General features: G+C 73.7%; 18 protein-coding genes and 1 pseudogene. 9 read left to right on the top strand and 10 right to left on the bottom strand.

What is annotated here, in order from left to right; genetic code table 11:
• The first annotated feature begins 75 nt into the window (after positions 1 to 75).
• The 7 genes and pseudogenes from OIE75_RS34500 to narI all read left to right on the top strand — a co-directional run bounded on the left by OIE75_RS34500 (position 76) and on the right by narI (position 9,199).
• Entirely contained in the window at positions 76 to 903 is an 828-nt protein-coding gene (locus OIE75_RS34500; RefSeq protein WP_329473277.1) for a helix-turn-helix domain-containing protein, read from the top strand.
• Positions 904 to 989: 86 nt separating this feature from the next.
• On the top strand, positions 990 to 1,853 hold the full coding sequence (locus OIE75_RS34495) for a helix-turn-helix domain-containing protein (protein ID WP_161326690.1): 864 nt from the start codon (positions 990 to 992) through the stop codon (positions 1,851 to 1,853).
• Between the two features lie 192 nt (positions 1,854 to 2,045).
• A pseudogene (locus OIE75_RS34490) lies at positions 2,046 to 2,580 on the top strand (SAM-dependent methyltransferase).
• A 110-nt stretch (positions 2,581 to 2,690) separates the two neighbouring features.
• Complete coding sequence (locus tag OIE75_RS34485; protein ID WP_329473276.1) at positions 2,691 to 6,386, top strand: nitrate reductase subunit alpha; 3,696 nt, start codon at positions 2,691 to 2,693, stop codon at positions 6,384 to 6,386.
• A complete protein-coding gene (gene narH, locus OIE75_RS34480; RefSeq protein WP_329473275.1) occupies positions 6,386 to 7,981 on the top strand; it encodes a nitrate reductase subunit beta in 1,596 nt (531 codons plus the stop codon). Before OIE75_RS34485 ends, narH begins: the two co-directional genes overlap by 1 nt.
• 4 nt (positions 7,982 to 7,985) lie before the next feature.
• Complete coding sequence (narJ, locus tag OIE75_RS34475; protein WP_307016090.1) at positions 7,986 to 8,480, top strand: nitrate reductase molybdenum cofactor assembly chaperone; 495 nt, start codon at positions 7,986 to 7,988, stop codon at positions 8,478 to 8,480.
• Complete coding sequence (narI, locus tag OIE75_RS34470; RefSeq protein WP_329473274.1) at positions 8,477 to 9,199, top strand: respiratory nitrate reductase subunit gamma; 723 nt, start codon at positions 8,477 to 8,479, stop codon at positions 9,197 to 9,199. Before narJ ends, narI begins: the two co-directional genes overlap by 4 nt.
• Before the next feature lie 4 nt (positions 9,200 to 9,203).
• On the opposite strand, the gene OIE75_RS34465 is transcribed toward narI, so the two are convergent.
• From OIE75_RS34465 to OIE75_RS34450, 4 genes are all read right to left on the bottom strand, one after another.
• On the bottom strand, positions 9,204 to 9,629 hold the full coding sequence (locus OIE75_RS34465; protein ID WP_122618962.1) for an OsmC family protein: 426 nt from the start codon (positions 9,627 to 9,629) through the stop codon (positions 9,204 to 9,206).
• A 73-nt stretch (positions 9,630 to 9,702) separates the two neighbouring features.
• On the bottom strand, positions 9,703 to 11,100 hold the full coding sequence (locus OIE75_RS34460; RefSeq protein WP_307016087.1) for an amino acid permease: 1,398 nt from the start codon (positions 11,098 to 11,100) through the stop codon (positions 9,703 to 9,705).
• Between the two features lie 84 nt (positions 11,101 to 11,184).
• The gene (locus OIE75_RS34455) at positions 11,185 to 13,275 is read right to left on the bottom strand and encodes a phage holin family protein (RefSeq protein ID WP_329474120.1); all 2,091 of its coding nucleotides are present in this window, start codon (positions 13,273 to 13,275) and stop codon (positions 11,185 to 11,187) included.
• A 156-nt stretch (positions 13,276 to 13,431) separates the two neighbouring features.
• Positions 13,432 to 13,833, bottom strand: a complete 402-nt coding sequence (locus tag OIE75_RS34450) for a hypothetical protein (protein ID WP_122618959.1) — start codon at positions 13,831 to 13,833, stop codon at positions 13,432 to 13,434.
• An 83-nt stretch (positions 13,834 to 13,916) separates the two neighbouring features.
• Between OIE75_RS34450 and OIE75_RS34445 the strand changes: the two genes are divergently transcribed.
• Together OIE75_RS34445 and OIE75_RS34440 are read left to right on the top strand one after the other, a co-directional pair.
• Positions 13,917 to 14,690, top strand: a complete 774-nt coding sequence (locus OIE75_RS34445; RefSeq protein WP_307016086.1) for an MBL fold metallo-hydrolase — start codon at positions 13,917 to 13,919, stop codon at positions 14,688 to 14,690.
• Positions 14,687 to 15,322: a DedA family protein gene (locus OIE75_RS34440; protein ID WP_329473273.1), complete on the top strand. Its 636-nt coding sequence runs from the start codon at positions 14,687 to 14,689 to the stop codon at positions 15,320 to 15,322. Before OIE75_RS34445 ends, OIE75_RS34440 begins: the two co-directional genes overlap by 4 nt.
• A gap of 45 nt (positions 15,323 to 15,367) precedes the next feature.
• Here the strand turns inward: OIE75_RS34440 and OIE75_RS34435 are convergent, their stop codons facing one another.
• The 6 genes from OIE75_RS34435 to OIE75_RS34410 form a co-directional block, all read right to left on the bottom strand.
• On the bottom strand, positions 15,368 to 16,483 hold the full coding sequence (locus OIE75_RS34435; RefSeq protein ID WP_307016084.1) for an MBL fold metallo-hydrolase: 1,116 nt from the start codon (positions 16,481 to 16,483) through the stop codon (positions 15,368 to 15,370).
• Entirely contained in the window at positions 16,480 to 17,742 is a 1,263-nt protein-coding gene (locus OIE75_RS34430) for an aminotransferase class I/II-fold pyridoxal phosphate-dependent enzyme (RefSeq protein WP_307016082.1), read from the bottom strand. The genes OIE75_RS34435 and OIE75_RS34430 overlap by 4 nt, the downstream gene beginning before the upstream one ends.
• Positions 17,743 to 17,823: 81 nt before the next feature.
• Positions 17,824 to 18,672 carry a hypothetical protein gene (locus tag OIE75_RS34425; RefSeq protein ID WP_307016081.1) on the bottom strand — a complete coding sequence of 283 codons (849 nt, stop codon included), beginning with the start codon at positions 18,670 to 18,672 and terminating at the stop codon, positions 17,824 to 17,826.
• A 187-nt stretch (positions 18,673 to 18,859) separates the two neighbouring features.
• On the bottom strand, positions 18,860 to 19,654 hold the full coding sequence (locus OIE75_RS34420; protein ID WP_307016080.1) for an RNA polymerase sigma factor SigF: 795 nt from the start codon (positions 19,652 to 19,654) through the stop codon (positions 18,860 to 18,862).
• Positions 19,655 to 19,964: 310 nt separating this feature from the next.
• Positions 19,965 to 20,381: a VOC family protein gene (locus OIE75_RS34415; RefSeq protein WP_307016079.1), complete on the bottom strand. Its 417-nt coding sequence runs from the start codon at positions 20,379 to 20,381 to the stop codon at positions 19,965 to 19,967.
• Positions 20,382 to 20,386: 5 nt separating this feature from the next.
• Positions 20,387 to 20,815: a helix-turn-helix transcriptional regulator gene (locus tag OIE75_RS34410; protein WP_125490675.1), complete on the bottom strand. Its 429-nt coding sequence runs from the start codon at positions 20,813 to 20,815 to the stop codon at positions 20,387 to 20,389.
• Between the last annotated feature and the right edge of the window lie 17 nt (positions 20,816 to 20,832).

The following is a 20,832-nucleotide window of genomic DNA, read 5'->3' as shown; positions in this document are numbered from 1 at the left end:
AGCACGGCCACCGGAGCCCTGGTCAGGAGGGCGGGCCGGCCCCGTCGCGGCCCGCCGTCGACTACCGTTCGGCCCATGACCGCACCCACGTCCGGCACCGTCCCCGCCCCCCAGGGCGTGGGTCCGCTGCTCCGGGCCTGGCGGGAGCGGCGGCGGGTCAGCCAGCTGGAGCTGGCCCTGCGCGCCGACTCCTCCGCCCGGCACATCAGCTTCGTCGAGACGGGCCGCTCCCGGCCGAGCGAGGAGATGGTGCTGCGCCTGGCCGAGCACCTGGACGTTCCCGTGCGCGAGCGCAACGCCCTGCTGCTCGCGGCCGGTTACGCCCCGCACTACCCGGAGACCCCGCTGGACGACCCGGCGCTGGGCGCCCTGCGCGAGGGCATGGAGCGGCTGATCCGGGGCTACGAGCCGTATCCGGCGCTGGTCGTCGACGGGACGTACCAGGTGCTGGCGGCCAACCGGGGTGTGGCGGTGCTGATGGACGGCGTCGCCGAGCATCTGCTCGCGCCGCCGCTGAATGCGATGCGGCTGACCCTGCATCCGGAGGGACTGGCACCGCGCATCCGCAATCTGCGCCAGTGGCGCGGGCACCTGCTGGAGCAGATGGAGCGGCAGATCGCCCTGCAGCGCTCGGAGCCGCTGCGCGCGCTGTACGACGAGGTGGCGGCCTATCCGGTGCCGGACACCGCGCCGGAGATCGCACCGGACGGGGAACCGGAGGAAACGGTGCCGTACTTCGCGCTGCCGATGCGGATCGAGCACGAGGGCCGGACCCTGTCGTTCATCTCGTCCATCTCCACCTTCAACACCCCGATGGACGTGACGGTGGCCGAGCTGGCCATCGAGACGCTGCTGCCGGCCGACCCGGCCACGGTCAAGTACCTGCACACACTGCTGTCCTGACAAGGTTGATCGCGAACACCCCTGTGAGAGCGGCGGGGGTACATGACAGACTGCGGTGTGACTTGGGCGCGTTGGGGAGGCGTGGCGTGAGTGAGCGACGGGCCGCACCCACCGTGGGCCAGGTGGTCCTCGGCAGACGGCTGCAGGAACTGCGGGAGACAGCGGGCCTCAGACGCGAGGAGGCCGCCAAGGTGCTCCGCGTGGCCCCGGCCACGGTGCGGCGCATGGAGACGGCCGAGGTCTCGCTGAAGATACCGTATGTCCAGATCCTCCTGACGACGTACGGGGTCGCCTCCGACGAGGTCGCCGCGTTCGTGACCCTCGCCGAGGAGGCCAACCAGCCGGGCTGGTGGCAGCGGTACCACGACGTGCTGCCGGACTGGTTCAGCATGTACGTGAGCCTGGAGGGCGCCGCGCGGATCGTGCGCTCCTACGAGCCGCACTTCGTCCCGGGCCTGCTCCAGACCGAGGACTACGCGCGCTCGGTCCTGGAGGCCGGGACGATCGGCAACGCGGGCGGTGACGCCGTCGAGCGGCACGTGTCCCTGCGGATGGAGCGACAGCGGCTGCTGGACCGCCCGGACCCGCCGCACCTGTGGGTGGTGATGGACGAGACGGTGCTGCGCCGCCCGGTCAGCGTGCACGGCCGGGTGATGCGCGAACAGCTGGACAAGCTGCTGGAGTTCGCGTCCCGGGACCGGGTGACGCTCCAGGTCGCCGAGTTCGAGGACGGGCCGCACCCGGGGACGTACGCGCCGTTCACCCTGTTCCGGTTCGCGGAGCCGGAGCTGCCCGACATGGTCTTCACCGAGTACCTGACCGGCGCCCTGTACCTGGACTCCCGGCCCGAGGTCTCGGCGCACCTGGAGGTCCTGGACCACATGACGGCGCGTGCCGCGTCGACCCAGCGCACCGAGAAGGTCCTGCGCGAGTACCGCGAGAACTACTGACCCGGCGACACCCCCAGGGCCTGTCCGACCATTCCCGTCGTCGCCCGGTGCGGCGAGAGTGCGTGCATGGCGTCGCGAGGCTGGGGGCACCTCCCGGCCGGAGGCTGGGGGAGGGAAGGTCAGACAGGCCCTGGGCCCGAAGCTCCCAGGAGACGACACGGCACGAGCGGATTCGACGGCAGCGCCGCCCCGATCGACACCGGTCGGCCGCACCCGGCGCGTTTCTACGACTGGTGGCTGGGCGGCAAGGACGACTACCCGGTGGACGAGGAGCCGGCCCGCAGGATCCTCGCCGCGGACGGCACGGCGGTGCGCGGCGCGCGCGCCAACCGCCGGTTCATGCACCGGGCGGTCCGCACCCTCGCCGAGGCCGGGATCCGGCAGTTCCGTCACGCACCACCTCGGCGACGCGGTCGACGGTGACGACGTGCATGGACTCCCTGGGCGGTACGTCGACGCCCTCGCCCCGGGCAGCCACCCGGTGCTGTCGCAGGTCACGCCCGATCTGAACCCGGAGGCGGTGGGCCGGGCCGCCGCTCTGTCCACCCGCGGCGGCACGCCGTTCCACCCGCGCTCGCTCACCGCGTTCACCCGCTTCTTCGACGGCCTGGAGCTGCTGGGCCCCGGCATCATCCCGGTCACCGGATGGCGGCCGGACCCGCAGGACGTGGCCGCCCAGGCGGAGGGCATCGTGCCGGTCCACGCGGGGGTCGCGCGCAAGCTCTGACCCGGACGCCGGACACCGGGCGCCCGCGCTGACCCGTACGGGCCCCGCGAACGGGTGCGCTCCCGTGCCCGCCCCTAGGTTCGAGAACCAGGGTGAGCAAGGGAGCGCACGTGACCGACACGCGGACACCGCCCACCGAGCCGGGCGCGGCGCTGCTGCGCGCGGGACGGTTCTTCCGGCCGGGGACCGCCGCACCCGACCTGCACAGCATCGGGCTGGTCGGCGGCCGGGAGGCGGACGCCTTCTACCGGGACCGCTGGAGCCACGACAAGGTCGTCACCTCCACGCACGGCGTGAACTGCACGGGCTCGTGCCGCTGGAACGTGTTCGTCAAGGACGGCATCATCACGTGGGAGACGCAGGCCACGGACTACCCGTCGGTCGGCCCGGACCGCCCCGAGTACGAGCCGCGCGGCTGCCCGCGGGGGGCGGCCTTCTCCTGGTACACGTACTCGCCGACGCGGGTGCGCTACCCGTACGTGCGCGGGGTGCTCCTGGAGATGTACCGGGAGGCGAGGGCGCGCCTGAAGGATCCGGTGCTGGCCTGGGCGGACATCCAGGGCGACCCCGAGCGGCGGCGGCGCTACCAGCGGGCGCGGGGCAAGGGCGGGCTGGTCCGGGCGGACTGGGACGAGGCGGTCGAGATGGTCGCCGCCGCCCACGTCCACACCATCCGCGCCCAGGGCCCCGACCGCATCGCGGGCTTCTCCCCCATCCCCGCGATGTCGATGGTGTCGCACGCGGCGGGCGCCCGCTTCCACTCCCTCATCGGCGCGCCGATGCTGTCGTTCTACGACTGGTACGCCGACCTGCCCGTGGCCTCCCCGCAGGTGTTCGGCGACCAGACGGACGTGCCGGAGTCGGGCGACTGGTGGGACGCGGCGTACCTGATCATGTGGGGTTCGAACGTGCCGGTGACCCGCACGCCGGACGCGCACTGGATGGCGGAGGCCCGCTACCGGGGCCAGAAGGTCGTGGTGGTGTCGCCGGACTACGCCGACAACACCAAGTTCGCCGACCAGTGGCTGCACCCGCACCCGGGCACGGACGCCGCGCTGGCCCTGGCGATGGGGCACGTGGTGCTCAAGGAGTTCTTCGTCGACCGCGGGACCCCGTTCTTCGACGACTACGTGCGGCGCTTCACCGACCTGCCGTTCCTGGTGACGCTGACCGAGCGGGACGGGGCGTACGTCCCGGCGAAGTTCCTGCGCGCCGCCGACCTGGGGCAGGGCGGCGAGGACGCCCGCTGGAAGACGGTCGTGCTGGACGGGGCGACGGGCCGCGCGGTCGTCCCGAACGGCTCCCTCGGCTTCCGCTGGAACGAGGCCGACCAGGGCCGCTGGAACCTCGACCTGGGCGAGGTGCGGCCCCGGCTGACCCTGCACGGACACGAGATGGCGTCGGGTGTCGAGGTGCTGCTCCCCCGCTTCGACACCGAGGGCGGCGTACACGGGCAGGGACGCGGTGACGTGCTGCGGCGGGGTGTCCCGGCGACGCGGCTCGGTGGGGCGACCGGGCCACTGGTGACGACGGTGTTCGACCTGCTGCTGGCCCAGTACGGGGTGGCGCGGCCGGGGGTGCCGGGCGACTGGCCGGCGTCGTACGAGGACGCGGCGGCGCCCGGCACCCCGGCCTGGCAGGAGACGCACACCTCGGTCCCGGCGGCGGCCTGTGTGCGCATCGCGCGGGAGTTCGCGCGGACCGCGGAGCGGTCCAAGGGCCGCTGCATGATCCTGATGGGCGCGGGCACCAACCACTGGTTCCACTCCGAGACGATCTACCGGACCTTCCTGGCCCTGCTCCAGCTCACCGGCTGCCAGGGCCGCAACGGCGGCGGCTGGGCGCACTACGTCGGGCAGGAGAAGTGCCGTCCGGTGACCGGCTGGGCGACGCTGGCCGCCGCGTCGGACTGGTCGCGCCCGCCTCGGCAGATGATCGGCACCGGGTACTGGTACCTCAACACCGACCAGTGGCGCTACGACCGGTTCCGCGCCGACGTGCTGGCCTCGCCGCTCGGCGAGGGGCGGCTATCCGGCATGACGGGCGCGGACTGCCTGGCCCTGTCGGCGCGCACGGGGTGGATGCCCTCCTACCCGACCTTCGACCGCAACCCGCTGGAGCTGGGCGAGTCCTTCGGGGACCCGGTGGCCGACGCCGTGGCGGAACTGCGCGCGGGGACGCTGAAGTTCGCGTGCGAGGACCCGGACGCGCCGGAGAACTGGCCGCGGATCGTGACCCTGTGGCGGGCCAACCTGCTCGGCTCCTCGGGCAAGGGCGCCGAGTACTTCACCAAGCACCTGCTGGGCACCCAGTCCGCGCTGCGCGCCGAGGAGGCCGCGCCCGGCGAGCGCCCGCGGGACGTCGTCTGGCACGAGGAGGCACCCGAGGGCAAGCTCGACCTGCTGCTGTCGCTGGACTTCCGGCACACCTCGTCGACGCTCCTCTCGGACGTGGTGCTGCCCGCCGCGACCTGGTACGAGAAGCACGACCTGTCCAGCACGGACATGCACCCCTACGTGCACGCCTTCTCCCCGGCCGTGAGTCCGCCGTGGCAGGCGCGCACCGACTTCGACACGTTCAAGGCGATCGCGGAGAAGCTGAGCGAGCTGGCCGCCGGGCACCTCGGGGTGCGCAGGGACCTGGTGGCGGCGCCACTCCAGCACGACACGCCGGGCGAGATCGCCCAGCCGGGCGGGGTGGTCCGGGACTGGCGGCGCGGGGAGTGCGAACCGGAGCCCGGCAAGACCATGCCGGACCTGGTCGTGGTGGAGCGCGACTACACGGCGATCGGCGCGAAGTTCGCGGCCCTCGGCCCGCTGGTGGAGACCAAGGGCCTGCCCGCCAAGGGCATCACCCTGAAGCCGGACGAGGAGGTGGAGCGGCTGCGGCAGCTGAACGGCGCGGTGCGCGGCGGCCCGGCCGACGGGCGCCCGGCGCTGGACACCGCGGTCAAGGCCGCGAACACCGTGCTGGCCCTCTCCGGCACCACCAACGGGCGCCTGGCCACCCAGGGCTTCCACACGCTGGAGGCGAAGACCGGGCAGGAGATGGCGCACCTCGCCGCCGAACACGAGGGCAAGCGGATCACGTACGCGGACACTCAGGCGGCGCCCGTGCCGGTGATCACCTCGCCGGAGTGGTCGGGCAGCGAGGCCGGCGGGCGCCGGTACACGGCGTTCACGCTGAACACCGAGCATCTGAAGCCCTGGCACACCCTCACCGGACGGCAGCACTTCTTCCTCGACCACGACTGGATGCACGAGCTGGGCGAGGCGCTGCCGGTGTACCGGCCGCCGCTGGACATGAGCCGGCTGTTCGGGGAACCGCAGCTCGGTCCGGACGGCCACCGCGAGGTGACGGTCCGCTACCTGACCCCGCACAACAAGTGGTCCATCCACTCCGAGTACCAGGACAACCTGTTCATGCTGGCGCTGTCCCGGGGCGGCCAGTGCGTCTGGATGTCGCCGCAGGACGCGGACGCCATCGGGGTCGCGGACGACGACTGGATCGAGGCGGTCAACCGCAACGGCGTGGTGGTGGCCCGCGCGATCGTCTCGCACCGCATGCCGCCCGGCACGGTGTACATGCACCACGCGCAGGAGCGCACGGTGAACACGCCGCTCACGGAGACCACCGGCAAGCGCGGCGGCGTCCACAACTCGCTCACCCGGCTGCTCCTCAAGCCGACCCATCTCGTCGGCGGCTACGCCCAGTTGTCCTGGGCGTTCAACTACCTCGGCCCGACGGGCAACCAGCGCGACGAGGTGACGGTCATCCGCCGCCGCAGCCAGGAGGTCGAGTACTGATGCGCCCGATGGCCCAGATCGCCATGGTCATGAACCTCGACAAGTGCATCGGCTGCCACACCTGCTCGGTCACCTGCAAGCAGGCGTGGACCAACCGGCGGGGCATGGAGTACGTCTGGTTCAACAACGTCGAGACCCGCCCCGGCCAGGGCTACCCGCGCCGCTACGAGGACCAGGAGCGCTGGCGCGGCGGATGGGAACTGAACCGGCGCGGCGCGCTGAAGCTGAAGGCGGGCGGCCGGATCAAGAAGCTCGCCGGGATCTTCTCCAACCCGAAGCTGCCGGAGATCAAGGACTACTACGAACCCTGGACGTACGACTACAGGAACCTCACCGACGCCCCGCTCGGCGACGACTACCCGGTCGCGCGGCCGGTCTCGCAGCTCGACGGCAAACCGATGAAGATCGGCTGGTCCTCGAACTGGGACGACGACCTGGGCGGCGCGCCCGCCTACGGCGACCTGGACCCGATGGTGGAGCGGACCCGCCAACAGGTGTCGGACAAGGTGAGGTTCGCGTACGAAGAGACGTTCATGTTCTACCTGCCGCGCATCTGCGAGCACTGCCTCAACCCGTCGTGCGTGGCGTCCTGCCCGTCCGGGGCGATGTACAAGCGCTCGGAGGACGGCATCGTCCTGGTCGACCAGGACCGCTGCCGGGGCTGGCGGATGTGTGTGACCGGCTGCCCGTACAAGAAGGTGTACTTCAACCACCGCACCGGCAAGGCGGAGAAGTGCACCTTCTGCTACCCCCGCATCGAGATCGGCCAGCCGACGGTCTGCTCGGAGACCTGCGTGGGGCGGCTGCGGTACCTGGGGGTGGTGCTGTACGACGCCGACAAGGTGACCGAGGCCGCCGAGACGCCGAACGAACGTGACCTGTACGAGGCGCAGTTGGGGCTCTTCCTCGACCCGGAGGACCCGGCGGTGCGGCGGGCGGCCGAGGAGGCGGGGATCCCGTTCGACTGGATCGAGGCGGCCCGGCGCTCCCCCGTGCACGCGCTGGTCAGCAGGTACCGGGTGGCGCTCCCGCTGCATCCGGAGTACCGCACGATGCCGATGGTCTGGTACATCCCGCCGCTGTCGCCGGTGGTGGACGCGCTGACGGAGACCGGGCACGACGGTGAGGACGCGGACAACCTGTTCGGCGCGATCGACACCCTGCGCATCCCGCTGGAGTACCTCGCGGAGCTGTTCACCGCGGGGGACGTGGGCCCGGTGCGGGCGTCGCTGGAGAAGCTGGCGGCGATGCGCGCCCACATGCGGTCGGTCAACCTCGGGGAGGATCCCGACCCGGCGGTCTGCGCGGGTGTCGGCATGCGCCCCGAGGAGATCCAGGACATGTACCGGCTGCTGGCGCTCGCCAAGTACGAGGAGCGGTACGTGATCCCGACGGCGGCCGTCGGGGACGCGCACCGGCTGGAGGCGTCGGCGCTGCCGGACACGTGCAGCCTCGACACCGACGGCGGGCCCGGCATGGGCGGTGACGGGCCGTTCGGCCAGGACTCGGGACGCAGGATGCTGCCGCTGGTGCCGGTGGAGAACTTCCACATCCTGCGCAGGCGGCAGACCGCGGACGACGAGAGGGAGGCCTGATCCCATGCCCGGGTTCGAGGTGCTGTACCAGGCGGCGGCGCTCTGCCTGACCTATCCCGACGACGACTTCCGCGACCGGCTGCCGCTGCTGCGCGAGGCCGCCCCGCAACTGCGGGCCTTCACCGACCACGCGGCCGTGACGCCCCAGGGCGAACTCCAGGCGCACTACGTGCAGGTCTTCGACTTCAGGAACCGGCACAGCCTGTACCTGAGCTGGTGGACCGACGGCGACACCCGCAACCGCGGGATGTCCCTGGTCCGCTTCAAGGAGCTGTACCGCGCCCACGGCCTGGAGTTCACCGGCGAGGAGCTGCCCGACTTCCTCCCGGCGGTGCTGGAGTTCGTCTCCCGCACCGGGGACATCGGCATGCTCACCGAACACCGCGCCGCCCTGGACGAGCTGCGCTCCCGGCTGACCGCCTTCGGCACGCCCTACGCCTGCGTGCTGGACGCCGTGTGCGCCACCCTGCCGCCCGCACCCATGGGAGCCCGCCGATGAACGTCTTCCTCTGGGGCGTCCTGCCCTACGCCGCCTTCGCCCTGCTGATCGCGGGCCTGGTCTGGCGCCACCGCTACGACCGGTTCGGCTGGACGACCCGCTCCTCGCAGGTCTACGAGTCGAAGCTGCTGAACATCGCCTCGCCGGTCTTCCACTACGGCATTCTCTTCGTGCTGGTCGGCCACCTGATCGGGCTGTTCGTCCCGGCGTCCTGGACCGGGGCGGCCGGCGTCAGCGAACACGCCTACCACCTGTTCTCCCTGTACGGCGGCACCCTGGCCGGGGTCCTCACGGTCGCCGGGATCGGGATGCTGGTCTACCGGCGCCGCACCAAGGCCCCGGTCTTCCGCGCCACCACCGCCAACGACAAGTTCATGTACGTCTTCCTGCTCGGCGCGATCGTGCTCGGCATGATCGCCAAGCTCTCCGACACCTCCGGCGACGGCTACGACTACCGCAGCACCATCGCGCCCTGGGCCCGCAGCCTGTTCACCCTGGACCCGAAGGTGGAGCTGATGGAGGGCGTGCCGGTGCTGTACCACGTGCACGCGGTCATCGGCATGATCCTCATCGCCCTGGTCCCCTACACCCGGCTCGTGCACATGTTCAGCGCGCCGCTGCAGTACCTGACCCGCCCGTACGTGGTGTACCGGTCGCGCGACCCCAGACAGCTGGGGTCGCGCCCGGACCGGCGGGGCTGGGAGCGCACGGGCTCCTAGCCGGTCAGGCCAGCTTGGCGGTGAGGGTGATGGTGGTGCCGGTCAGGGCCTGGCTGACCGGGCAGTTCTTCTTGGCGTCCTCGGCGGCGGCGGTGAACGCGTCGGCGTCGAGGCCGGGGACGGTGCCCTCCACGGTGAGGTGGATGCCCTTGATGCCCTCGCCGGGCTGGAAGGTGACGTCGGCGGAGGTGGTGAGCTTGGTGGGCGGGGTGCCGGCGCCGGCCAGGCCGTGCGACAGCGCCATGGAGAAGCAGCTGGAGTGGGCGGCGGCGATCAGCTCCTCGGGGCTGGTCTTGCCGTTCGCCTGCTCGGCGCGCGACGGCCACGACACCGGCTGCTCGCCGATGCCGGACGAGTCGAAGGTGACGACACCGCTGCCCTCGAGCAGGTTGCCTTCCCAGACGGTGTGTGCGGAGCGCGTGGTTGCCACGGCGGGTCCTCTCGAATTCGCTTGCTGTACTGGGGCAGTGGAAGCCCGTACCCGGGTTCCCGACCCCATCCGATCACACTCCGGCCCGGCCCACCTTGCGCGCCGCCATCACGGCGTAGACCAGCACGCCCGCGAAGAGGAACAGCACGCCCTGGTACACCGCCGCGTAGCCGGCGCCCGCGACGAGCCACAGCGAGAAGGCGGCGGCGACCACCGCGATCACACCGTCCCGGACCAGGCGGGCCCGGTCGACCTTCTCGCCCTGGCCGGAGAGCAGGTGGAAGATCTGGGCGGCGGCGGCCAGCAGGTAGGGCACGGTCGCGGTGAAGGTGGTGACGAGGACGAGGACCTCGAAGACCTTCGCCGAACCGGACGTGTAGTTGTAGACGGTGAGTAGGGAGGCGAGGACTACGGTGACGGCGACGCCGGTCGTCGGCACGCCCCGCCGCCTGCGCGCGAACGCGGCCGGGAAGAGGCCGTCCTTCGCGGCGGCGTACGGGGTCTGAGCGCTCAACAGGGTCCAGCCGTTGAGGCAGCCGGTCATCGAGACGAGGGCGGCCAGCGCGACGGCCCAGCCGCCCCACGCGCCGCCGAACATGGTGTTCACGGCGTCGGAGAAGGGCGCGGTCGAGGTGACCAGGCGGTCGTGGGGGACGGTGCCGAAGACCGAGAGCGTGCCCAGCAGGTAGACGAGGGCGGCGCCCGCAGTGCCGATGACCGTGGCGCGGCCGACGGTGCGGCGCGGGTCCTTCACCTCGCCGGCGCTGACGGCGGCGGACTCCACGCCCAGGTAGGAGAAGAGCAGGATCGCGGCGGCGGCGGAGACCGCGCCGACGCCGCTGGAGCCGCCGGCGTTGAACGGGCCGAGGTTGTCCGGGTCGAAGAAGAACAGCCCGCCGACCGCGACGAGCAGCAGCGGCGCGAACTTCAGCACGGTGGCGACGAGCTGCACGGCGCCCACGTACCGGGTGCCCGCGAAGTTGGCGAGCGCGGGCAGCCACTGGATGACGAGCGCGGCCAGACAGGCGGTCCAGCGGTGGTCGTTGACCGGGATCAGGACGTCGAGGTAACCGACGGCGGCGACGGCCAGCGCCGCGTTGGAGACCCAGGTGGTGATCCAGTAGGCCCAGGCGGCGAGGAAACCGGCGAAGTCGCCGAAGGCGCCGCGGGCGTAGACGTAGGGGCCGCCGGTGCGCGGGTCGCGGGCGGCGAGGCGGCCGAAGACCAGGGCGAGCGCGATGGCGCCGACGGTCAGGACGCCGAAGGCGAGCAGGCTGACGGTGCCGAAGGGCGCGACGGAGGCGGGGAGCAGGAAGATGCCGCCGCCGATGATGTTGCCCATGACCAGGGCGGTGGCCACGGGAAGCCCGAAGCGGCGGGCGTGCCGGCCGTTGCCGGACGTGGGGTCGGGGGCCGCGGGGTTCTCCTGCGGTTCCGGAGCCGGTGGGGGGACGGTCCCGGTGACGTGCATGGGGTGGTGCGCCTCTCATGGAACTGCGGCCCGGGATCGCCGGGACGGCGCCCATGGTCGGGCACGGTCCGTCGCACCTCAAAATCAGGCGCTTTTCTCCTGCACCAACCCGTCCGCGACGGGAAAAGGTGCGTTCTCGACGACGTTCGGCCGTGGATCTTCCACGGGCACCTGCGGGCCGTTGGACTCCCGCAGCCAGCGGCGCAGCACCCGGTGGACGTGTTCGGCGCCGACGATCTCCGTGCCCTCCTCGACCGGGTCGGACAGCACGGCCGGTGACAGCAGGAAGGCGTGCGACTGGGCGCCGCCGAGCCCGCCGTGGGAGCCGATCTGCTCCTCGAACGCGAGGACCTCGCCGTCGGCCGGGTCGTGGAAGGAGTTGACCATGATGTCGGCGGTGTGCGGGAAGGAGTGCGTGCGGCGTACGGCGTCGGCGGCGCCGGGACCGAAGGGGGCGAGCGGGCCGGGGTCCTCGTCGAGCCGGTCCAGGGGTATCTCGGCGCCGTGCGCACCGAGCACCAGGCCGCCGTGCCGCTCGCTGCGCACCAGCAGGAAGCCGATGCCGGGGTGGTTGGCGAGGGTCGGCAGCAGCGCGGGGTGGCGGGCGTCGATCTCCTCCCTGGTCATCCGGTGGGGTACGTCCGGGAACGAGACCAGGCCGAGGTTGCCGGAGGCCAGCACGATCGGCTCGGAGCGGCGGCCGGTCGGGGTGTCGGCGGGTCTCTGCTGCGCGGCGCCCTCCTCGACGGGGCGGTGCAGGGCGGCACGGACGGTGTTGCGGGCCTCGGCACCGCTGCGGGTGCGCTGGGCGCGGCGCGGCACGGGCAGCCCGCAGCCGGCCCGGACCAGGTCTCCGAGGGTGAGTCCGTATCGGGCGCGGAAGGTCTCGCCGGGGCTCTGGCCGTGGTCGGACAGGAGCACGATCCGGTAGGAGCGGGGGGCCTGGTCGGCGACCTTCTCGATCAGCGCGAGGGACCGGTCGAGCCGCCGGAGGACGTTGACGGCGTCCCGGCCGTGCGGCCCGGAGTGGTGCGCCACCTCGTCGTACGCCACGAGGTCGGCGTAGACGGCGGTGCGGCCGGCGAGCATGTCGCCCATCACCGCGGCGACGACGACGTCGCGTTCGACGACGGTGGCGAAGGCGCGGACGAAGGGGTAGAGGCCGCCGCGGGAGACGCGCGGGCGGACCTTCTGGGCGCGGGCGCGGGTGGACTGGCCGATCTCCCGGCCCACCTCGGCGACGAAGGACATGGCGGTGCGGACGGCGTTGGCCGGGTCGGAGAAGTAGGCGAAGTAGCCGGACCTGGACCGGGTCTCGCGGCTGCGGCGGCGGGTGGCGATGGACAGCACCAGGGCCTGTTCGTCGGCACCGCCGCCGAACAGGTTGCCGCGGCTCGCGCCGTCCAGGCTGAGCAGCCCGCCGTCGCCGGTGCGGCGGACGGCGCGGTGCTGGAGTTCGGCGGCGCTGGTCGGCCGGTTGCAGACCATGACCTCGCCGGTGTCCTTCTCGTACCAGCGGAAGGCGGGCACGTCGTGGTTGCTGCCGTGCAGGATGCCGAGCTGGCTGGCGCCGGTCTGGCTGGACCAGTCGGTGCGCCACGGGGCCAGCCGGTGGCTCGCGGACGCGCCGTGGCGGCCGAGCCAGCGGGCGACGGTGGGCATGGCGCCGGTGTCCACGGCGTCGAGCAGGACGTCGTGTCCCACGCCGTCCAGTTGCAGGAAGACGATGCCCGGGCCGGCCGGGCAGGGCGGGCGGGATCTGCGGCGGCGGTCGGCGAGGCGGTAGAGCCGGCGCCGGTAGGCGTCGTCGCCGCGCACGGTCAGGGCACCGCCGGTGGCGGAGGCGACGGCGGACATGACGGCGGCGACCACGACCGCGGTCTCGGGGGCGACGCCGCCGCGGCCGGCCGGGTTCACGTCGATCGCGAGGAGCAGCAGCCCGCCGTTGAGAAAGAAGACCAGCAGCCCGAGGACGAGCGCCGGCACCAGGAGCAGCAGGCGGACCATGAGCGGCCACACCACGGCGGAGAGCAGGCCGAAGGCGCCCGCGCCGACCGCGGCGGTCATCGCGATGTCGGTCGCGCTGTCCCCGTCGGGCGACTGGAGCCGGAAGTCCGGCAGGATGCCCGCGAGCACGAGCATGGTGAGGGTGGACACGGCCCACACCGCGACCATCCGCCCGATCTGACTGGCGACCCGGCGCCAACGGCCTCCACCCACGCTCCGCACACCTCACGTCCCGGCCCGTCGTCCGGGCCCTCCCCACCCTGCCACAACGCTCCGGGGCACCCGTTTGTCCCCCCGAGACCGGTTCACACCCCGAAAGGGTGGTCAGCGGCCGTCGTATCCCGCCGTGGGCATCGACAGCCTGCGGTGCACGCACGCCTTCATCCGGGCGTCGTACGCGGGTTCCGCGTGGCCGACGGTCTCGACGCGGGCGCCGCGCCGCGCGCACTCCGCGGTGAAGTCGTCGACGGAGGCCAGCGCGCTCTCCAGCACCCGGCGGCTGGGGGCCACGAACAGGTCGTGGCCCGGGCGGACCCCGTCCCACAGGGCGTCGTGGTCCGGTCGCAGCCCGCGGACCAGCAGTTCCCTGGCGACGACGTAGCCGTGTTCCGCCGCCCAGCGGGCGCACATGGCGTGCTGGCTGCGGGAGTCGACCAGGAACGGATCGTCGTCGAGCAGTTCCAGCGGCGTCAGACTCGCGATCGCCGTCACCCGCACCGGCCCCATGGTGTCCCCCTCACCTCCCGTTTTCGCCGCCGACCCTACTCCTGGACGTAGGCTTCGGGGAGTCGCGCGAAGGAGGCAAAGAGGTGCCGGTGGAGCTCACGTGGTGGGGTCACGCCACCTGCACGGTCGAGGACTCGGACATCCGCGTGCTCACCGATCCTCTGTTCGCCCGCCGCCTCGCCCACTTGCGCCGCAGGCGGGGCGCGGTGCCGCCGCCGGACGCCTGGCGCGCGGACGTGGCGCTGGTGTCCCATCTGCACGCCGACCACCTGCACGTGCCGTCGCTCGCGCGGCTCGCGCCGGGCACGCGCCTGCTCGTGCCCCGGGGCGCGCGACGGGCGGTGCCGGGGCTGCGGCGGCTCGGCCACCTGGACGTGGCGGAGGTGGCGCCCGGCGACGTGGCGCACGTCGGGGACCTGCGGATACGGGCGGTGCCCGCGCGGCACGACGGGCGGCGACTGCCGGTCGGACGGCACCGCTCCCCCGCGCTCGGCTACGTCGTCGAGGGCGAGGCGCGGACGTACTTCGCCGGGGACACCGGTCTGTTCGACGGCATGGAGAAGGAAGTCGGGCCGGTCGACGCGGCGCTGTTGCCGGTGGGCGGCTGGGGCCCGTACCTGGGTGCGGAGCACCTGGACGCGGGGCGGGCGGCGGAGGCACTGACCCGGCTGGCGCCGCGCACGGCGGTGCCGGTGCACTACGGCACGTACTGGCCGATCGGGATGGACGCCGTGCGCCCCCACGAGTTCCACACGCCGGGCGACGAGTTCGTGCGCCTGTCGGCGCTGCGCGCGCCGGGGGTCGCCGTGCACCGGCTGGGGCACGGCGAGAGTGTGCGGGTGGAGGTCGCGCGGTGAACTGGCTGGACGCCGCCACGACGAGCATGACGAGCATTCCGACGGAGCCGACGCAGCAGGCGTTCGGGTATCCGTCGCTGTTCCTGCTGGTGCTCATCGGGGCGTTGGTGCCGGTGGTGCCGACGGGCGCGCTGGTGAGTTCGGCGGCCGTGGTGGCGATGCACCAGACGCTGCCGTTCTCCATGCTGATGGTGTTCGCGACGGCGTCGCTGGCCGCGTTCTGCGGGGACATGGCGCTGTACTGGCTGGGCCGGCGCGGGGTCGGCTCGAAGAACGGCTCGCGCTGGCTGGAGGCGATCCGGTCCCGGGCGCCGGAGGACCGGCTGGAGCAGGCGCAGGACAAGCTCGCCGAGCACGACGTCGCGGTCCTGGTGCTGTCCCGGCTGGTGCCGGCCGGCCGCATACCGGTGATGCTGGCCTGCCTGCTCGCCGAGTGGCCGCTGCGCCGCTTCGCCCGCGGCAACCTGCCGGCCTGCCTGGCCTGGGCGGTGACGTACCAGTTGATCGGGGTCCTGAGCGGCGCTCTGTTCAGCGAGCCCTGGGAGGGCGTGGCCGCGGCGATCGCCCTCACCGTCCTGGTCAGCGTGGCGCCGGGAGTGTGGCGACGGTTCCGGGGGCCGGCGAGGGCGTAGGGCTCGGGCGGGGCGGCTCGGGGGCCGTCCGGGCGGAGCGCGGGGCTACTCCAGTACCCGTGAAGCTCCCACCGGCAGGTCCCACAGGTCCTCCCGGGGCAGACCCGCGGCCTGCCAGGCGGCGCGGGTCCGGGTGAGGGGTTCCAGCACCGGTTCCGCGGAGAGGACGAACGTTCCCCAGTGCATCGGCGCCATGCGGCGGGCCCCGACGTCCTGGGCGGCCCGGACCGCCTCCTCCGGGTCGCAGTGCACGTCGCTGAGCCACCAGCGGGGGTCGTAGGCGCCGATGGGGAGCAGCGCGAGGTCGATGCCGGGGTAGCGGCGGCCGATCCGGGTGAACCAGTGGCCGTACCCCGTGTCCCCGGCGAAGTACACGCGCCGTCCGTCGGGCGCGGTGAGCACCCAGCCGCCCCACAGGCTGCGGCAGGTGTCGACGAGGCTGCGCTTGGACCAGTGGTGCGCGGGGACGAAGTCGAAGCGCACTCCCGCCCGTCGCCGGCCACCGCCCTTGCCGGAGGCGCCTTCGGCATCGCCCCTTGGACCCAGTTCGGTCGCCTCCCACCAGTCCAGCTCGGTGACGCGGGTGAAGCGGCGGCGGTGGAACCAGCGGCCCAGTCCGGCGGGCACCAGGACGGGGGTGTCGCGCGGGAGCCTGCGCAGGGTGGGGGCGTCCAGGTGGTCGTAGTGGTTGTGGCTGATGACGACGGCGTCGACGCGGGGCAGGTCGCTCCAGGCGACGCCGACGGGGGTGATCCGGGCGGGGGTGCCGAGGATGCGGCGGGACCAGACCGGGTCGGTGAGCACGGTGAGGCCGCCGATCCGCACCACCCAGCTGGCGTGTCCCGCCCAGGTGACGGCGACGGTGTCCGCGTCCACGCGGGGCAGCGGGCCGGGGGCGTGGGGCAGCCGGGGGATGTCGGCGAGGCCCTCGCGGCCGGGTCTCACCGCGCCCTCGCGGGCGAATCTGGCGAGGGCCCTCAGGCCGGGCAGCGGCGCGGTCAGCCGGTCGTGGAAGGTGCGCGGCCATACGCGGTGTTCGGCGGGCGGCCGGGGATCGGCGAGCGGCGGGTACGAAGGGGCCCGGGCGGGCGTGACCGGCGGCGCGGCGGTGTCCTCGGGGGACGCGGGGGTGCTCGTGGTCGACCGGGGCTGCTGCGTCATCGAGGAGGCTCCCATCGCTGAGCGTCGCGCAGATCGCCGAAGACCGACCCGAGGGCGGTCAACGCGCGTCGCACGTGTGGCAGTTCCAACGGGTCCGGGGAGGTGAGGCATTCCGCGCGCTGTTCGGCGGTGCCGGTGCCGAGCAGCGGGCCGGTGGCGAGCCGCACGCGAAGGGCCGCGAGGTCGTCGCCGAAGCGGTGTCCGCCGGGGGCGGGCATGCCGAGCCGGGTGGAGAGGAAGTCCTCCAGTTCCTGGGCGTCGCCGACGCCCTGCGCGCCGAGGGCGTCGCGCAGCGGGCCGAGGTCGGCGTACAGGTGACGGCCGGCCTGCGGGGGCCGCGCCGTGGCGCCCGTGGCGACGACGGCCGCGTGCACGGCGGCGGCCACGCGCGCGTGCAGGCGTACGGCGGCCGACCGGCGGGCGGTGACCGGCTCGGGTTCGTCGAGCGCGTACCCGGCCGCGGCGGCGACGGGCGCGGCCACGCCCGCGCCGAGGGCGGTGAGCACGTCGAGCACGCGCGCGTGCAGGCCGTCGCCGGCCGCGGACGCCGGGAAGCGGGCGACGGCGGCCGGCCAGCCGGGCGGCAGCAGCCCCCCGGCCAGGTCCGTGACGACGGTGACCCGCTCGGGCAGCATCTCGGCGGGACTGAGCAGCACGGTGGCGTGCGGGTCGTGCAGGGTGTCCCGCCAGGTCTCGTCGCTGACCAGGTGCAGCCCCTCCCCGGCGGCGGCCTCGACGGTCTCGTGCAGCAGTTCGGGCGGCGCGACGGTGCCGGTGGGGTCGTCGGCGACGGCCAGCACCAGCAGGCGGGGGTCGCCGCCCTCGGCGCGCACCCGGCGGACGGTCTCCAGGAGGGCGTACGGGTCGGGGACGCCACCGCTCTCGGCCGGCGTCGGGACGTGGAAGACGGGGCTGCCGAGCAGCCGCGCGTCCGGTGCCCACCAGGCGGCGCAGGGGCGGGGCACCAGGACGTCGCCGCCGAGCGCGGCGGTCAGCGCAAGCAGCAGGGTGTGCGCACCGGGGGCGGCGGCCACCTGGCCGGGATCGGTGGGCAGGCCGCGCCGGTGCCAGTAGCCGCTCGCGGCGGCCGTGAGGGCCGGGGCGCCGCCGACCGGTTCCCCTCGGGCGCGGTCCGCGGCGGCGGCGAGTACGGCGGACAGTTCGGGCAGCACCGGCAGCCCGTCGTCGGGCAGGTGGGGGCCGTACCGGACGGGGCCGTGGCCCACGGCGTCGTGGCCTTCGGGGTCCGTGCGCCGCATGCGTACCTCCGCGCGGGTCCGTACTGCCGCTCACCGTCGTTGATCCCAGTACCCATCCGGCACGCGAGCCATGACTCCGGCTCAGCGCTGCCCGTCCTCCCCGCGCAGCCGCAGCCGCAGCCGGTGGGCGGCCGCCGCGCACGCGCCCGCGATCAGGACGCCGCCCGCGGCCAGGGCGGGCACCGAGTCGCTGAAGGTGCCGCCCGCCCCGGCCCGCACCCCGTGTTCCGCCTTCCCACCGCCGCAGGACTTCCCCGCGGACTCACCGTACGGGGCGGCGGTCCCGGGGCACGGCGGCTCGGTGGCGCAGGGCGTGCCGTGGGTGGGCCTGTCGCCGTGCGGGGCGGTGGACGGGGGGCACGGGGGCTTGGCGGTGCCGCTCTCCCCCGCCGTGGCGCCCGGCACGTTCATGGTGGCGCTCCACGGGTCGCCCTCCCCGCCCGCCTCGTCCGGGCAGGCGCCGTCGACGGTCCAGTCCTCCTCGGCGCCCTCCGCGTCCGCCTCGCTCCCGAAGTCCTCGGCGGCGGCTATCCGGGCGGTCCCCCGGTAGGCCGGACCGGCGCCCGTGCCTCCCTCCTCCTCCACCTTGCGCAGCTCGACGGTGCCCTCGTCGAAGGCCAGGGAGGTGGCGTCCAGGGTCGCCGGCGCGGAGCCTCCGGTCGGGGCGCACGAGACCGACACGGTGACGGTGCCGCCGGGGGTGACGTCGGCGGGGCTGACCTCGGCGGCGGTCTGGTCACCGGCCGGTGCGAGGGGTTCCTCGGCGGCCGGCGGCGGTACGGGTTCCTCGGCCACCGGCGGCGGTACGGGCTCACCGGCGCCGGCGGGCGGCGGGGGGACGGCGGGATCGGCCGCGCTCGGCCCCGCGAGGGCGCCGAGGGCGGCACTGGCCAGGACGGCCACGGACAGGGCGCGGGCGGTGCGGCGCATGGGGCGGGCTCCTTCGAGCTGCGGTGGCGGGGGCACGGCACTCGCGCCCCTCGGCCATCACAGCCCGCCCGCCCCGGGTGCGCGCGCCACCCTGCGCCGTTCGCGCGAACGCGGCCCCCGGGCGGGTGAGCCCGAGGTTTCGGAGCCCGGAATCGCGGTTCCGGACCGGGTCGGCGCCGAGGCTCCCTCAGGCCCCCGGATCCCGCAGCACCTGCTCCCGCACCCGGTCGCAGCAGCGGCTGATCAGGCGGGAGACGTGCATCTGGGAGATGCCGAGCTGCTCGGCGATCCGGCTCTGGGTCATGTCGTCGAAGAAGCGCATGTACAGGATGGCGCGCTCCCGATCGGGAAGGGCGGCCAGGCGATCCTTGACGGCCTCGCGGTCCACGACGGTGTCGAGGGCGGGGTCGGGCCCGCCGAGGGCGTCACCGAGCGAGAACCCGTCCTCGCTGCCCGGCAGCTCGGCGTCCAGGGACAGGGCGGTGAAGCTCTCCAGCGCCTCCAGACCGACCCGGACGTCCTCCTCGCCGAGGTCGGTGTGCTCGGCGATCTCGGTGACCGTGGGACTGCGGCCCGGGATGGTCTGGGAGAGCTCCTGGCGGGCGAAGCGCACGCGGTTGCGCAGTTCCTGGACCCGGCGCGGCACGTGCAGCGTCCACATGTGGTCGCGGAAGTGCCGCTTGATCTCGCCCGTGATGGTCGGCACGGCGTAGCTCTCGAAGGCGTTGCCGCGCTCGGGGTCGTACCGGTCGACGGCCTTGACCAAGCCGAGGGCGGCGACCTGGCGCAGGTCGTCGTAGCTCTCGCCGCGGCTGCGGAAGCGTCCCGCGAGGCGTTCGGCCATCGGCAGCCAGGCCTCCACGATCCGCTCGCGGACCACGTCGCGCTCCGGGCCGTCGGGGAGGGTGGTCAGCCGGCGGAACGCGTCCGCGGTGTCGGGGGCGTCGTCGTGCGGGTGCTTCACGCTGGCGTGGATCGGCATGTGCGTCGCAACTCCTTCGGAGCGCGGGGGCCGGCCGTCGCGCCGGGCCTGAGCCCCTGGGGCGCGGCCCACGGGGTGGCGGGGGCTCCGGGAACCTCCGGCGCGCGAGCTGCGCGGTACGACGGCCCGGCCCTGAGGTCGGGCGGTCACCACGGGAGGGCGTCCGGGTCCGGACCGACTCGTCCGGGGCGCATTGGCGCCGCTCCCACGGACGTGCCTCCTGTCCGAAGCACTGACCTTGCCCCTGCCCCCTGAAGCCCGTCGCAAACCCTCGGGCGGCACCGCGACGCGCAGCGCCGCCCGGGGCGGGTCAGCCGGTGCGTGGCCGGCTGAAGCGGACCATGTTCCCGGCCGGGTCGCGGAAGGCGCAGTCCCGGACGCCGTAGGGCTGGTCGACCGGTTCCTGGAGGACCTCGGCGCCGGCGGCCCGGATGTGTTCGAAGGTGGCGTCGACGTCGTCGGTGGTGAAGTTCAGGCCGCGCAGCAATCCCTTCGCCAGCAGTTCGGCCATGGCCTCCCGGTCGCTGACCGAGGCGTTGGGGTCGGCGAGCGGTGGTTCGAGGACGATGCCGACGTCGGGCTGGGCCGGGGAGCCGACGGTCACCCAGCGCATCCCCTCGAACGCGACGTCGTCCCGGACCTCCATCCCGAGCACGTCCCGGTAGAAGGCGATCGCCGTGTCGTGGTCGTCGACGGCGATGAAGCACTGCGCGAGATTGATGTCCATGCCTGTCACGCTACGGGCGGGCGCGCGGGCCGGGCTTCTCCGTTCCTGACCGGTCGGGTGTGGACCTTGGCGACGCAGGCGGGGATCGCGGCGCCGTCGGCGTGGTCGCGTTCCCGGTAGGCGCTCGGGCTCTCGCCGACCAGTTCGGTGAAGCGCGAGCTGAACGATCCCAGCGAGGTACAGCCGACGGCGAAGCAGACCTCGGTGACGGACAGGTCGCCGCGCCGCAGCAGGGCCTTGGCGCGCTCGATACGGCGCGTCATCAGATAGCTGTAGGGGGTCTCCCCGTAGGCGGCGCGGAAGCTGCGGGAGAAGTGGCCCGCCGACATGAGGGCGACCCGCGCCAGCGCCGGGACGTCGAGCGGCTCGGCGTACTCGCGGTCCATCAGGTCGCGTGCCCGGCGCAGCCGGGCCAGGTCCTCCAGGCTCGTCACGCCCTTACGATCCCACA

Source organism: Streptomyces sp. NBC_01723 (assembly GCF_036246005.1).
Classification (GTDB): domain Bacteria; phylum Actinomycetota; class Actinomycetes; order Streptomycetales; family Streptomycetaceae; genus Streptomyces.
This window is presented reverse-complemented; position numbering and strand designations above follow the sequence as displayed.

Excerpts from the sequence above, each read along its gene's own strand:
- OIE75_RS34500 (WP_329473277.1), top strand. The coding sequence starts at position 76 with ATGACCGCACCCACGTCCGGCACCGTCCCCGCCCCCCAGGGCGTGGGT.
- narH (WP_329473275.1), top strand. The coding sequence starts at position 6,386 with ATGCGCCCGATGGCCCAGATCGCCATGGTCATGAACCTCGACAAGTGC.
- narJ (WP_307016090.1), top strand. The coding sequence starts at position 7,986 with ATGCCCGGGTTCGAGGTGCTGTACCAGGCGGCGGCGCTCTGCCTGACC.
- narI (WP_329473274.1), top strand. The coding sequence starts at position 8,477 with ATGAACGTCTTCCTCTGGGGCGTCCTGCCCTACGCCGCCTTCGCCCTG.
- OIE75_RS34460 (WP_307016087.1), bottom strand. The coding sequence starts at position 11,100 with ATGCACGTCACCGGGACCGTCCCCCCACCGGCTCCGGAACCGCAGGAG.
- OIE75_RS34455 (WP_329474120.1), bottom strand. The coding sequence starts at position 13,275 with ATGGTCGCGGTGTGGGCCGTGTCCACCCTCACCATGCTCGTGCTCGCG.
- OIE75_RS34450 (WP_122618959.1), bottom strand. The coding sequence starts at position 13,833 with ATGGGGCCGGTGCGGGTGACGGCGATCGCGAGTCTGACGCCGCTGGAA.
- OIE75_RS34435 (WP_307016084.1), bottom strand. The coding sequence starts at position 16,483 with ATGACGCAGCAGCCCCGGTCGACCACGAGCACCCCCGCGTCCCCCGAG.
- OIE75_RS34430 (WP_307016082.1), bottom strand. The coding sequence starts at position 17,742 with ATGCGGCGCACGGACCCCGAAGGCCACGACGCCGTGGGCCACGGCCCC.
- OIE75_RS34425 (WP_307016081.1), bottom strand. The coding sequence starts at position 18,672 with ATGCGCCGCACCGCCCGCGCCCTGTCCGTGGCCGTCCTGGCCAGTGCC.
- OIE75_RS34420 (WP_307016080.1), bottom strand. The coding sequence starts at position 19,654 with ATGCCGATCCACGCCAGCGTGAAGCACCCGCACGACGACGCCCCCGAC.
- OIE75_RS34415 (WP_307016079.1), bottom strand. The coding sequence starts at position 20,381 with ATGGACATCAATCTCGCGCAGTGCTTCATCGCCGTCGACGACCACGAC.